This window comes from Bacillus cereus group sp. BfR-BA-01523, from assembly GCF_022662615.1.
GTDB lineage: Bacteria > Bacillota > Bacilli > Bacillales > Bacillaceae_G > Bacillus_A > Bacillus_A mycoides.
Map to the genome: position 1 here is coordinate 384,833 of NZ_JAKUDX010000002.1, position 13,451 is coordinate 398,283.

A 13,451-nucleotide genomic window follows, 5' to 3' on the forward strand; every position below is an offset into this window, starting at 1 on the left:
AATGAAGGCTGTTATATATATATGTCATGGAAGCCGTTTGAAAGCAGCAAAAGAAGAAGCGGTTGCATTTATTACGTCATGTATGAACCGTATAGAGGCAAATATTCAAGAAATTTGTTTTTTAGAGCTAGCGAATCCTTCTATTGAAGAAGGATTTCGTACATGTGTGAAGCGTGGTGCTACAGAGATTGTCGCTATTCCTGTTTTTTTATTAGCGGCAGGACATGTAAAGAAAGATATTCCGTTTGAATTACGAAAGTTAAACGAGGAATATCCGGATATCAAAATAGTGTATGGTAATCCATTTGGTGTATCAGAAGTGCTTGTAAAAGCGGTATATAACGGAAGTGGTATTAAAGACTATAAAGAAGAAGTAACACTTTTGCTCATTGCAAGAGGGAGTAGTGATCCGGAAACTTTACAAGACATAAAGTGGATTTCTTCTTTATTTCAAAAAGAAGAGAACATTAAAGAGGTGGAAGTTTGTTATTTAGCAGCCGCGGAGCCGAAGTTTGATGAGAGGTTGAAAGAAATTGTAGAACAAAAAGAACGGAACATTGTTGTGTTACCTTACTTATTATTTACAGGCTTACTCATGAAACATGTTGAGAAAGAAGTGCGTCAATATGAGTCGGAAGAGATAAAAATAAGTCCCTATTTAGGAAAGAATGTAGCGTTTCGAGAGATGTTAATTCAGAAAACAGAGGAAATATTGAAGGGAGATCAATATGTATCCACTTACAGTGCGAGTTGATAAGAAACGTGTTGTTGTCATTGGTGGAGGGAGAGTAGCGGGGTTTAAAATTATTCCTTTACTAAAACAAGGTGCGGATATTGTTGTAGTAAGTACAGAATTAGATGCAAATTTAGTGAAACTTGTAGAAGAAAAGCAAATTCGTTGGTATCAAAGAGAGTATGAGAAAAGTGATATTAAAGATGCTTTTTTAGTAGTTGCAGCGACTAGTAATTCGGTACTAAATGAACAAATTGCTGAAGATGCCGCAGTGAATCAATTGGTAAATGTTATTACGAATCCGGAAAGTGGAAATGTTCATTTTCCGGCGGCAATTCATCGTGGATTGCTTAATGTAGCTGTTTCTACTGGAGGGGCAAGTCCGAAACTTGCAAAAAAAATTCGTGATGATATCGCAAATAAATATGATGAGAAGTATGAATCGTATCTTGATTTTTTATATGAAGTTAGACTAAAAGTGAAAGAATTACAAGTAGAGAAAAGGAAAAAAAATATATTGTTACAAGAAGTATTAAAGTCGATATATGTTCAAAGCGAACAAAAAAGAGAGCTTTTTTTACAAGAATTAGAGAGGGGAATTTATATAGGATAGTGAGTGAATTGTGCTTTACAAATATAAAAATATAATTTATAATCACAAGTAACTTCAAAAGATGAAATCGATGAGCAAGAAGAGTACGTATATTTGATGCGTTCAGAGAGCTGGGGTAAGGTGTGAGCCCGGTACGATAAAATATACAGAATGGGCTTGCGAGAGGTATGCTGAACATTGCAGTAGGCAACCCGGGTTCCGCCGTTAAAAGGATAGGGTATCGGAATTTTCCTGTACCTGAACAAGTGGGATTTATTGATCCAATTGAGGTGGTACCACGGTATTCTATTACATATATCGTCCTCTACATGCATATTTGCGTGTAGGGGACTTTTTTATTTTCTAAAGGAGGTGTGCGAGTATGAAATGAAAGTGTATAATTGATAAAAGTTATAATATTCAGAAAAGGAGAATTTATGATGAAAGAAACACAGCAATGGACGTCGAAAATTGGCTTTGTACTCGCAGCAGCCGGAGCCGCAGTAGGTCTTGGTGCAATATGGAAGTTTCCATATGTTGCAGGTAATGGTGGGGGAGGCGCATTCTTCCTTGTATTCTTACTATTAACTTTATTTATTGGTATGCCTCTTCTTTTAGCTGAATTTGTTATTGGCCGTAGTACTCAAAAAGAGGCCGTTACAGCTTATAAAGTATTAGTACCGAATAGCAAGTTATATCCTTGGATTGGTCGTATGGGGGTTGTTACTTGTTTTAGCGTACTATCTTTTTATAGTGTTGTAGGTGGATGGATTTTACTTTATTTATACTATAGTGTCACAGGTAGTTTCTGGAACGGAGTAGTCGATTATGGACAATTGTTTGCTGAAACAATTTCAAATCCAGTAAGTGCGATTGGGGCGCAATTCATCTTTATGCTTTGTACCATTTTTGTTGTTAGTAAAGGTGTGGAAAAAGGCATAGAAAAAGCAAGTAAGTACATGATGCCGCTATTATTCATTTTATTTATTGCTATCATTATTCGTGCGTTAACACTTGATGGTGCTATGGCTGGGGTAGAGTTCTTCTTAAAACCAGATTTTTCAAAGCTTACAGCAGATACGATTTTATATGCGATGGGGCAATCTTTCTTCTCACTAACGGTAGGTGCCTCGGTAATGGTAACGTATAGTTCGTATTTAAAGAAAGAAGAGCATTTAGCTAAATCAGCAACATCTATTGTAAGTTTAACTGTATTTATTACAGTACTTGCAGGATTAGCGATTTTCCCAGCGATTTTCGCATTAGGAGTTAAACCGACAGAAGGACCAGGGCTACTGTTTATCGTTCTTCCTGCTGTCTTTGCAAAAATTCCATTTGGACAATTTTTCTTCATTATGTTTTTAGTTTTATTCTTCTTTGCGACTTTAACATCTGCGATTTCAATGCTTGAAATTGTAGTAGCATCTGTTGCGAAAGATAATGAGAAGAAGCGTCCGTCAGCTTCTTTATTAATTGGTATTCTTATTTTTGCAGTTGGTATTCCATCAGCGTTATCGTTTGGAATTATGAGTGATGTAAAAATATTTGGTAAGACATTCTTTGATTTCGTCGATTTTTCGGTAAGTAATGTATTACTGCCACTCGGAGTGCTAGCCATTTCGCTATTCGTACCAAATAAAATGAGTAAAGAGTTATTAATGGAAGAATTAGAAGTTACGGAAACGAAAGGGAAAACATTATTTAACATTTGGTTCTTCTTACTTCGTTATGTTATTCCGGTAACTGTAATTATCGTATTTTTAAATGCGATAGGCGTATTTAAAATGTTTGCATAATAAAAAGACGGAGATGTGGATTCTCCGTCTTTTTATTGTGTTGTAGAAGTATTTAATAAGCGATTATATGCTTTATAAGCTGTGACAACTGCGATAAATGATCCAATTAAAAATAACGCTGAGCCGCCGAATGTAAATAGCCGGCCAATGTATGTTTCTCTAGCTTCTTCTATTTCTTCTTGTAATTGTGTATTCATATTTATCACCCCGCAAAATATAGGCATTTAGTTGTAGTTTATGTAAAACGCCTAAAAAGTGTGAAGTAGTAAAAAAAACTCGGTATGCACCGAGTTTTTTATAATCCGATATAAGGAGACGGATCAACTGCGTTTGTCTTACCAACATTCCATTCCCCAAGGTGAAGTTCGAAGTGTAAATGTTGTCCGTATGATTGGCCAGTGTTCCCCATAAAGCCAAGTTGAGTGCCTTGTTTTACAGTTTGTCCATTAGATACAGAGCGGCTACTCATATGTGCATATACAGTTGTATATGTTTTTCCGTTTATACGGTGAGATAAGTATACAACATTTCCGTAACTAGATGATAATTCTGAACGGATAACGACGCCATCTGCAGCGGCAATAATTGGCACTGTTCCTGAAGCTGCGATATCGATTCCTTTATGGTTATCTAAAGAACGTGTACCAAATCCTGAAGTTTTCGATCCAGCGGCAGGTTTAATAAATCCACCTTTGTTCGTATCTTGCGGTGTTGGTGCGGATTGTGTGCTTTCTTTAGCATTTGCGGCGGCTTGTTTTTTTGCTTCCTCAGCCTTACGTGCCTCTTCGGCTTTACGCGCTTCTTCTGCACGTTTTTCTTCTTCAATTGCTTTTTGAACAGCTTGACGCTGGTTTTCTAAAATGCCTTTTGATTCTTCTAACCCTTCAATCTCTGAATCTACTTTTGCTACTTTCGTATGTAGATCGTTAATAAAAGTTTGTTGCTGTTGTTGATTACTTTGTAACTCTTGTTGTTTTTGTACTAATTTTTGCTCGGATTCTTTCAATTGTTGCTCTTTTTTCTCAACAGCTTCTTTTTCTGTCGTCACAGCATTCTGATCACTTGTTTGCTTTTTCACAATATCTGTATCGCTATTTAAAATTAAACTTACAGAATACATATTATCAACAAGATCGGCAATATTTGCAGAACTTGTTATTACTTCTGTAATGATACTCGTACGAGGCTTTTCTTGCATAGATTGTAGTCGTTGTTTAATAACTTCCTGCCGTGTATCTATGTTCGTTTGTAATTGCTCTATATGTTTCTTTTTTTCAGTAATAACTTGCTGTGTGTTGCTAATTTCTTTTTTTGTATCGTTTAATTCAGCTTCGTTTTTATTAATAGAAGTAGTTAATTCGTCGATTTTCTTTTGTAATTCCTGGATTTCTTTTTCTATTTGTTCTTTCTCAGCTGATTTATTTTGTAAGTCATTTTGTTTGCCTTCTAATTCGGATTGAATATTAGATAATTTATTCTCATTCGTTTCAGCGTATACGGGTGAAAGTAACGGGGAAACGAAAATCGTTCCAGTTGCTAAAACACTAAATGCTGCAAATTTCTTTTTCATGGTTGTCTTGCTCCTTTCCCTATGAATGTTATATATCATAAGAAGAAGAGTGTCTATCGTTGTAATCATAATGTAAAGAAAATTTTATAATTTTGCTAAGTTTTGTCGGAATTTAGTATCTTTTCGTAGTGTTTGTCATAAATTTAAAATTCTTGAATGTATAGAAAAAGATATCAATTTCTATATTTTTTAAAAAAACATGGAAAATGATGGAGTTTTCCATAATGAAACAGTATTTTAAAAACCTATTAATCACTAGTAAGGAATCGATTTCATGTGAGGTTTTCTGACATGGAGTTTGTTTTTGTCAAGAAAATTATTTGCATTCGTGCAAACTTATTTTGTTGTCAGATTTTAAATTTTGATTTATGATTTTCAACAGGGACAAAATGTAGTGAATTGTCGAATAATATGTAATACTCTTAATTTCAAGTTTTATAGAGATAGAATGAGAGATAGAGTGACACATCGAAGAGGGGGTTACCACAAGTATGAAAAGAATAGGACTTGCATGGCAAATTTTAATAGGACTTGCGCTTGGTATTACAGTTGGGGCGATTTTCTTTGGCAATCAGGAAGTGGTGAAGTACTTACAACCAATTGGTGATATTTTCATCCGATTAATTAAGATGATTGTTGTACCGATTGTTGTAGCGAGTATTGTTGTTGGGGTTGCTGGTGTTGGCGATATTAAAAAGTTAGGTCGACTAGGCGGAAAAACAATTATTTACTTTGAAATTATTACAACACTTGCAATTGTTGTTGGTTTATTAATAGCAAACATTTTCCAACCTGGAAAAGGCGTTGATATGGATAAGTTAACAAAAACAGATATTTCTAAATATACACATACGACAGAGCAAGTACAAAGTCATTCGTTCGCGGATACGTTTGTAAATATTGTTCCGACGAACATTATGAAATCATTAGCTGAAGGTGATATGCTTGCTATTATCTTCTTCTCAGTATTATTTGGTTTAGGTGTAGCAGCAATTGGTGAGCGTGGTAAACCAGTTCTGCAATTTTTCCAAGGTGTAGCAGATGCAATGTTTTATGTAACGAACCAAGTTATGAAGTTTGCACCATTTGGTGTATTCGCATTAATTGGTGTTACAGTTTCTACATTCGGATTAGCTTCATTAATTCCATTAGGGAAATTACTCATTGTAGTATACGGAGCAATGATCTTCTTCGTTGTAGTTGTATTAGGACTTACAGCGAAAATATTTGGAATAAACATTTTCCAATTCTTTAAGATTTTAAAAGACGAGCTGATCTTAGCGTATTCTACAGCAAGTTCAGAAACGGTTTTACCGAAAATTATGGAGAAAATGGAGAAATTCGGTTGTCCGAAAGCAATTACATCTTTCGTTATTCCAACAGGTTATTCATTTAACTTAGATGGATCAACTTTATATCAAGCAATTGCGGCAATTTTCTTAGCGCAAATGTACGGTATTGAATTATCCATTACACAACAAATTACGTTATTACTTGTATTAATGGTTACATCAAAAGGTATCGCGGGTGTACCGGGCGTATCATTCGTTGTATTATTAGCAACACTTGGTACAGTAGGTATTCCAGCTGAAGGTTTAGCGTTTATTGCAGGTATTGACCGTATTCTTGATATGGCTCGTACAGCAGTTAACGTTGTAGGTAACTCTTTAGCGGCTGTAGTTATGTCTAAGTGGGAAGGTCAATATGACGCTGAAAAAGGACAAGCCTATTTAAAAGAGATATCTGAAAAGGGTCAAGCAGCTTAATTATAATATGAACAAGCTCTCACATAATATGTGGGGGCTTTTCTATATATAGAAGAGGAGCGGACGTAATGAAACGTAAATATGGTGACGGTTCTTCGTGGAAGCGACTAATAGAGAAGGATTATAGGGTTAAGCAAGTAGAGGATGGAATGTTAGGAATACTGGACATAAAAAAGGTGAGAGAACCTAGTTATAAAGAATACAATGGTAAACAGCTTTGCATTGCAGGTGATGGGTATACATGGATGCAATATTTTATAAACGGGGAAAACTTTGCAATTACAGCTATGTTAGACAATCAAAAACAATTAGTACAATATTATATCGACGTGACGAAAGAATATAAAATAGACGAGCGTGGTTTACCTTATTTTGATGATTTATATTTAGATGTAGTATTGTTACCGAACGGTGAGATCTATGTACTGGATGAAGACGAGTTAGAGGATGCCTATAAAATTGGTGATGTTACAAAAGAAGAATATGAGTTAGCATGGAATACAACAAAATGGATTATCGCGACGATAAAAAATAGAAAATTTTATTGGATCTCAATATTGGATAAAGAAATCGAAAAGTTAAAATGATTGGTTTATTCATATTTTTGCATAATTACCAAAAAAATCTATACAAAAAATAATTGACTTTTGTTTTGTAAGCGAGTAAAGTTAGGAAAGAAATTATTATTAAAAAATAAATATGAAACCTTCTTATAAAGAGAGGCGGAGGGACTGGCCCTACGATGCCTCGGCAGCGGACTCGATTTCAGAGTGCTGTGCCAAATCCAGCAAGCGTGTGCTTGAAAAATGAGAAGAGTGTTTCTTATAGATGTATAAGACCTCTTCTCGTCGGAAGAGGTCTTTTGTTGTTAATTAGAAAAGGTTGAAAACTAGGGAGAGATGATACTTTGAAAGAAACGAGAGGAAATGGTTTAGCTTTATTACCACTTGGAATATTTTTGGCGCTATTTATTGGTTCTGGGATTATTACAGGTGATTTCTATAAATTGCCGATACTCGTAGCGATTATGATTGCTGTAGGAATTGCTTTAGTGATGAATCGTAAGGAAAGCTTTAATGTGAAAGTAGAACGATTTGCTAAAGGTGCAGGAAACCCTGATATTATGATCATGGTTCTGATTTTTGTACTTGCAGGGGCGTTTTCTGAAACAGCAAAAGGAATGGGCGGAGTTGATTCCACTGTTAACTTAGCGTTATCTATTTTACCCCAAGGATTTATCGTTGCTGGAATTTTTGTTATAGGGGCATTTATTTCATTAGCGATGGGAACTTCAATGGGAACAATTGCTGCATTAGCACCGATTGCTGTAGGTATTAGTGGGCAAACAGATATCTCAATTGCACTTACGATGGCTACTGTTGTGGGCGGAGCGATGTTTGGTGATAATTTATCATTTATTTCAGATACAACAATTGCTGCTGTTCGTTCACAAGGAACAGAAATGAAAGATAAGTTTAAAACGAACTTTTTAATTGTATTACCAGCCGCTATTATTACAATTGTACTATTAGTAATAATTACTTTAGGAAGTGATACGCAAGTTAAAGCCCATAGTTTTGACTGGATAAAGATTTTACCGTATGCAGGAGTACTTATTACAGCACTACTTGGCTGGAATGTACTTATTGTATTAACTGGTGGAACTGTACTATCTGGTGTTATCGGTCTTATAGATGGAAGTTATACGTTAGAGAGTTTCTTTAAAAGTGTAACGACTGGAATGGGCGGTATGATGGAGTTAGTGTTACTTGCCATTTTAATCGGTGGTATGGTTGAACTTATCCAGTATAATGGTGGCATTCAATATTTAATGAATCTTTTAACACGTAATATTCGTTCGAAAAAAGGAGCGGAGTTTGGTATTGCTGGCTTAGTGAGTATGACGAATGTGTGTACAGCAAACAATACAATCTCTATCATTTTTACAGGTCCGCTTGCGAAAAAAATTGCGGATCAGTATGAAATTGATCCCCGTAAATCAGCGAGTGTACTGGATCTTTTCTCTTGCTGTGTACAGGGGCTAATCCCATATGGTGCTCAAATGTTAACAGCGGCAGGATTTGCTGCGTTATCTCCGGTCGAATTGTTACCATATGCATTTTATCCAATTTTAGTTGGAGTATGTGGAATCATTTCTATATTAATTGGTTTCCCGAGATTTTCTAAAGTGGCGGAAAAAAAAGAGTATCATAAAACTGCATAACATAAAGAGACATTTATTATTAGCAGTTGAAAACGCTCGGAGAACATTCTCTGAGCGTTTTTTATTATTTATAAATCCTTTTTCAAATAGTAGTGTTTATAATCTCTTCCTACGTTATCGAGGATACCATACTCTTTATAACCATATTTTTTATAGAAATCTAATGCTTGAAAGCTTAAAGTGTCAACTTTTATAAAATCACAATTTCTTTCTAAAGCGATTTTTTCTACTTCTAATAACAGTTTAGTTCCATACCCTAATGCACGTATATCTTCATCGATGATAAAAGAGTGAATCTCTAACCAATTCCAACAGACTTCACCTAATATCCCCCCGCATATTTTACCATTTTCATCCTTAAGAAATAAATGAATCTCTAAGTATCTGTCTCTTAAATCAGATGGAAAGTGCTTTAAATTATATTCATAAAGCTGATTGTTTATATAGTTTTTAGCGGCGGTATTGATTTCTTTCGTAATGTGTAAATTCATGATATATCCCCTTTAATTTAAATGTAGCCTTCTGATTTATTTTAACATAATTTTCTTAATAATATATTTAATGTAATTTAATAAACGTTTGTATGTATTGCTAATTTTTTGGACGCGCAAGTTGAGATTTTCATCCGTTATTGAATAAGAATTTTTCTGTATCTATACGCATCGCATACATGTTCGTTTTGCAAAAGGCTGAATGCAACTCAGTCTTAAGTCTGAGTCGAAAACAGTTCTTAAGCTCGTTATGAAAAAATGAAAAAATAGTTAAGATAAGAGTATCAAATCGAAGGGAGGCAAGCACAAGATGAAACAATTTCTAGCGTTTATCGCAGCCGGTATTTTGGCTTTAATTGCTCTTGGTAGTCTTGCTGGTATTGTAGGATTCGCCATTGGAGCAGGAGTTGTGTACTGGAGCTATAAATCATTTGTGCGAGCTAAATCATTCTTTGGAAAGTTAGCTTGGGGTATTGTTGGTTTAATCGGTTTGTCCATTGCACTTTCTCATTCCCCAGCATTAATCGGTATCGCAGCATTAGTAGTTTTATACTACGGATACCGTGAGTGGAAAAAAGGAAAAAATGTAGTTGTTGATTCTGCTCCAGAAAGTGCTAAACCATATAGCAACTTTGAAGATGAGTGGAACAAGTTAATGAAAAACTAATATAAAATAAATCAAATTATAAAGTAGAAGAGAGGAAGATTATAATGAAACAATCTTTATTCGGACGTGTACGCGATGCAATTTTAGCTGATTTTCATAATGTGTTAGATGAGAAAGAAAGAAAAAATCCAATTGCTATGTTAAACCAATATTTACGCGATAGTGAGCGTGAAATAACAAAAATTGAGAAGTTAATTCAACGTCATAAAACATTAAAATCTAACTTCGCTCGTGAGCTTGAGCAAGCACGTTATTTCGTTAATAAAAGATCAAAGCAAGCTATCATCGCACAAGAAGCAGGCGAATTGCAATTGCATGAACGTGCATTAGAAGAAGTAGCGTATTATGAAGGGCAAGTAACTCGCTTAGAAGAAATGTATGCTGGTGTTGTAGAGCAAATTGATGAGTTAGAGCGTCGTCTTTCAGAAATGAAAAATAAATTAAAAGAAATGAACGCAAAGCGTATGGAATTAATGGCCCGTGAAAATATGGCGCATGCAAACCGCCGTATGAATACTGCTATGCATAAAATGGATGAAAATAATCCGTTCTTACGATTCGAAGAAATTGAAGATCACATTCGTGACATAGAGCTTCGTATAAATGAAGAGCATGAGCGTGATACATTTGATATGAAAATTGCAAAACTAGAGAGTGAAATGAAAGAGAAAAATGAAGTATCGTTAACGAAAGAAGTAACAAAATAATTGTAGTATATAATAAAACAGGCTTATGATATAGTGATAGGAGAAAAGGTGTTGGAAAGCAATGCCTTTTCTTCTATGTATATGTGACAAGGAGGGGGGAGCTGAAATGAAGAAGCAATTTTCAAAAACACAATTTATGGGGATGCTCCTCATCATATTTGGATTCGGTCTTTTTCTTGATATGATACTTGGACATTTTGAACCAGGTGGTCTAATATTTGCATTTATTATGATTATGTTTGGAAGACATTATCGAAAGAAGAACCGTTATGTAAGAGGGAATGTATTTTTATTTGTCGGTGGTATTGTCTTCTTATTCTTCTTATTTTCATCAGCGGCATTCGTACTTGTTGTGTTTGCTTGTTTAGCTTTAATTGGTTATCAACTTATTCAACAAGGACATCGGCAAAAAGCAATGAAAGTTGAAATTAAAGAAAAAGGATATATAAATGAAGAAAAACAAATATATCGTACAGAACCGTATATAAAAAATATGTTTGTAGGTAATGTACGAATGATGGATCATATTTATGAAATAGAGGATATTAACGTCCAATATGGTGCTTGTGACGTCGAGATTGATTTAACAACTGCTATGATTCCAGAGGGAGAAACGGTTATTGTGATTCGGGGCGTCATTGGTAATATTCGCTTATATGTACCATATGATATTGAATTGTCTTTAAATCATTCTGTTATTGTTGGGCGAGTGCTCCTGCCAGGACACGAAGAAACTGGATTTAACCGTAATGTTACGTTTAGAACAGAACAGTATAAAGAAGCCCCTCGTCGTATTAAAATTATTTCTTCGCTTGTCGTAGGCGATACGGAAGTGAGGAAAGTATAATGAAAAAACAAAGGAATATTTCGTGGATGTATATTCGTTATTCTATGTTGTCCTCTGTGAGTATCGCACTTATTTGTACAATTGTATATGTATGGAAAAGCGAGCAACAAGTTTATGATTTACTCTGGAAAGAATCCATTGCTTCTGTTCCAATTGGCTTGTTTATTATGAGTACGAGTCTTCTTATCGGAGGAATTGTAGGATATGCAATCGGTTATTATATAGAACAGCGTATACAAGGATTAAATACTTTTCTATTTGAAGTAGAGCGAGGGAATTTTCCGAGTGATGTTTCATTTACTGCGGACGATGAATTTCATGAAGTGGAACGAAAAGTAATTGGTCTTGCTCGTCGTTTAGAGGAGCAAGCTGGGCTATTTCAAAAAGTAACGAATGAACGAGCCCATTGGAATGAAGAGATGAGACAAGAAGCGATTTCTCAAGAAAGGCATCGATTAGCGAGAGAGCTGCACGATTCTGTAAGTCAGCAGCTTTTTGCAATGTCGATGATGATGTCAGCCATTAATGAGCAAGCAGCTGAAATTCCAGACACGACGAAAAAACAGTTGCAGCTTGTTGAGAATATGGTTGTAAATGCACAATCAGAAATGAGAGCATTGCTCCTTCATTTACGCCCAGTGCAGTTAGAAGGTAAGAAACTAACAGAGGGTATAGAAGAATTATTAACAGAACTGTCTAGAAAGCAACATATGAAAATTGAATGGTTAATTGAACCGATTCAATTAAAAAAAGGTGTAGAGGATCATTTATTCCGTATTGTACAAGAGGCGCTGTCTAATACTTTACGGCATGCGAAGGCAAAGAAAACCGAAGTACGCCTTCGGAAAATTGATCAATATGCGATTTTGAAAATTATTGATGACGGTGTTGGGTTTAAAGTTGGTGTTAATAAGGCTGGTTCATACGGTTTAAGGTCAATGCAAGAGCGAGTTCATGAAATTGGTGGTACATTAAAAGTTCTTAGTTTTCCGAATAAAGGTACGCAAATAGAAGTGAAAGTACCTATTATGATTGAGAGAGGGGGAGAATCATGATAAAAGTATTACTAGTTGATGATCATGAAATGGTTCGAATGGGTGTATCAGCATATTTATCAACGCAGCCAGATATTGAAGTAGTTGGAGAAGCTGAAAATGGAAGAAAAGGTTCAGAGTTAGCTTTGCAATTAAGACCGGATATTATTTTAATGGACCTTGTTATGGATGAGATGGATGGGGTTGAAGCGACACGTGCTATTATTCAAGAATGGCCAGAAGCGAAAATTGTAGTTGTCACGAGCTTTTTAGATGATGAAAAGTTATATCCTGTTATTGAGGCGGGGGCGACAAGTTATTTATTAAAAACATCAAGAGCGAGTGATATTGCAGATGCTGTAAGAGCTACTTATGATGGGGAAACGGTATTAGAGCCGAAAGTTACTGGCAAAATGATGTCTCGTATGCGTCAAAAGAAAGAACAACCTTTGCATGAGGAGTTAACAGAAAGAGAGTCTGAAATTTTGTTATTAATTGCAGAGGGGAAAAGTAATCAAGAGATTGCAGATGAGTTGTTTATTGCCCTTAAAACAGTAAAGACACATGTGAGTAATATATTAAATAAGCTAAATGTAAGTGACCGGACACAGGCGGTTATTTATGCGTTTAGACACCAATTGACGAAATAAGAAGGAAGCTTTGACTATATATGGTCAAAGCTTTTTATTGACGGTTATTTATGTAAGCGTTATCATTAAGGTGTTAACAGTACATACAAAGGGGAGAGAGTGTATGTTAGTTCAAACGATATTTGGAATGGATGAAACGAAAAAATTAGGTAACTATGTGAATGCGTTGCAAGCACTTTGTGAACAATATGATATTGAAACAGATCGTATTGCAATTATTGAGGCGACAGAAGAATATTATTTATTTCTAGTGAAGCAAGAAGATTGCTATGATGTTGTAAAAGTAGAAACAGTGGATACGAATATTGATTACTATACGAAAGCTTATAAAGTAAGTAGCTTTAATCATACTTCTTATCAAATGTAAAAAACTC

The 13,451-nt window shown here is 35.1% G+C and carries 15 protein-coding genes, 1 riboswitch and 1 other annotated feature; of the genes, 12 read left to right on the forward strand and 3 right to left on the reverse strand.

The window, feature by feature from the left end:
• The first annotated feature begins 1 nt into the window (after nt 1).
• The 3 genes from MR066_RS06400 (at nt 2) to MR066_RS06410 (ending at nt 3,121) form a co-directional block, all read left to right on the forward strand.
• The gene (locus tag MR066_RS06400; protein ID WP_242246245.1) at nt 2-754 is read left to right on the forward strand and encodes a sirohydrochlorin chelatase; all 753 of its coding nucleotides are present in this window, start codon (nt 2-4) and stop codon (nt 752-754) included.
• On the forward strand, nt 729-1,346 hold the full coding sequence (locus MR066_RS06405; RefSeq protein ID WP_242246246.1) for an NAD(P)-binding protein: 618 nt from the start codon (nt 729-731) through the stop codon (nt 1,344-1,346). The genes MR066_RS06400 and MR066_RS06405 overlap by 26 nt, the downstream gene beginning before the upstream one ends.
• A 61-nt stretch (nt 1,347-1,407) precedes the next feature.
• Nucleotides 1,408-1,654: a binding site (T-box leader), on the forward strand.
• A 111-nt stretch (nt 1,655-1,765) separates the two neighbouring features.
• A complete protein-coding gene (locus MR066_RS06410; protein WP_242246247.1) occupies nt 1,766-3,121 on the forward strand; it encodes a sodium-dependent transporter in 1,356 nt (451 codons plus the stop codon).
• Nucleotides 3,122-3,153: 32 nt separating this feature from the next.
• On the opposite strand, the gene MR066_RS06415 is transcribed toward MR066_RS06410, so the two are convergent.
• Nucleotides 3,154-3,318, reverse strand: coding sequence for a hypothetical protein (locus MR066_RS06415; RefSeq protein WP_003188170.1), 165 nt, complete (start codon nt 3,316-3,318; stop codon nt 3,154-3,156).
• 98 nt (nt 3,319-3,416) lie between these two features.
• Entirely contained in the window at nt 3,417-4,691 is a 1,275-nt protein-coding gene (locus MR066_RS06420) for a murein hydrolase activator EnvC family protein (protein ID WP_242246248.1), read from the reverse strand.
• Between the two features lie 491 nt (nt 4,692-5,182).
• Here MR066_RS06420 and gltP point away from each other — a divergent pair, with 491 nt between their 5' ends.
• From gltP to MR066_RS06435, 3 genes are all read left to right on the forward strand, one after another.
• Entirely contained in the window at nt 5,183-6,457 is a 1,275-nt protein-coding gene (gltP, locus tag MR066_RS06425; RefSeq protein ID WP_002011680.1) for a glutamate/aspartate:proton symporter GltP, read from the forward strand.
• A gap of 68 nt (nt 6,458-6,525) precedes the next feature.
• On the forward strand, nt 6,526-7,044 hold the full coding sequence (locus MR066_RS06430; protein ID WP_002030693.1) for a ribonuclease FAU-1 family protein: 519 nt from the start codon (nt 6,526-6,528) through the stop codon (nt 7,042-7,044).
• 120 nt (nt 7,045-7,164) lie between these two features.
• Nucleotides 7,165-7,270, forward strand: a riboswitch (SAM riboswitch).
• Nucleotides 7,271-7,364: 94 nt separating this feature from the next.
• Nucleotides 7,365-8,681 carry a Na+/H+ antiporter NhaC family protein gene (locus MR066_RS06435; protein ID WP_242246249.1) on the forward strand — a complete coding sequence of 439 codons (1,317 nt, stop codon included), beginning with the start codon at nt 7,365-7,367 and terminating at the stop codon, nt 8,679-8,681.
• 68 nt (nt 8,682-8,749) lie between these two features.
• On the opposite strand, the gene MR066_RS06440 is transcribed toward MR066_RS06435, so the two are convergent.
• Entirely contained in the window at nt 8,750-9,172 is a 423-nt protein-coding gene (locus MR066_RS06440) for a GNAT family N-acetyltransferase (RefSeq protein ID WP_002011677.1), read from the reverse strand.
• A gap of 310 nt (nt 9,173-9,482) precedes the next feature.
• On the opposite strand from MR066_RS06440, the gene MR066_RS06445 reads away from it, so the two are divergent.
• The 6 genes from MR066_RS06445 to MR066_RS06470 all read left to right on the forward strand — a co-directional run bounded on the left by MR066_RS06445 (nt 9,483) and on the right by MR066_RS06470 (nt 13,444).
• Nucleotides 9,483-9,839 (forward strand): lmo0954 family membrane protein, encoded by a 357-nt coding sequence (locus tag MR066_RS06445; protein WP_002011676.1) that lies wholly within the window; start codon nt 9,483-9,485, stop codon nt 9,837-9,839.
• Between the two features lie 44 nt (nt 9,840-9,883).
• Nucleotides 9,884-10,546 (forward strand): PspA/IM30 family protein, encoded by a 663-nt coding sequence (locus tag MR066_RS06450; RefSeq protein ID WP_002011675.1) that lies wholly within the window; start codon nt 9,884-9,886, stop codon nt 10,544-10,546.
• Between the two features lie 106 nt (nt 10,547-10,652).
• Entirely contained in the window at nt 10,653-11,393 is a 741-nt protein-coding gene (gene liaF / locus MR066_RS06455; RefSeq protein WP_002126337.1) for a cell wall-active antibiotics response protein LiaF, read from the forward strand.
• Complete coding sequence (locus MR066_RS06460; RefSeq protein ID WP_002011673.1) at nt 11,393-12,448, forward strand: sensor histidine kinase; 1,056 nt, start codon at nt 11,393-11,395, stop codon at nt 12,446-12,448. Before liaF ends, MR066_RS06460 begins: the two co-directional genes overlap by 1 nt.
• A complete protein-coding gene (locus tag MR066_RS06465) occupies nt 12,445-13,077 on the forward strand; it encodes a response regulator (protein ID WP_000598709.1) in 633 nt (210 codons plus the stop codon). The genes MR066_RS06460 and MR066_RS06465 overlap by 4 nt, the downstream gene beginning before the upstream one ends.
• A 10-nt stretch (nt 13,078-13,087) precedes the next feature.
• Nucleotides 13,088-13,444: a DUF3992 domain-containing protein gene (locus MR066_RS06470; protein WP_002126339.1), complete on the forward strand. Its 357-nt coding sequence runs from the start codon at nt 13,088-13,090 to the stop codon at nt 13,442-13,444.
• Nucleotides 13,445-13,451: the final 7 nt, after the last annotated feature.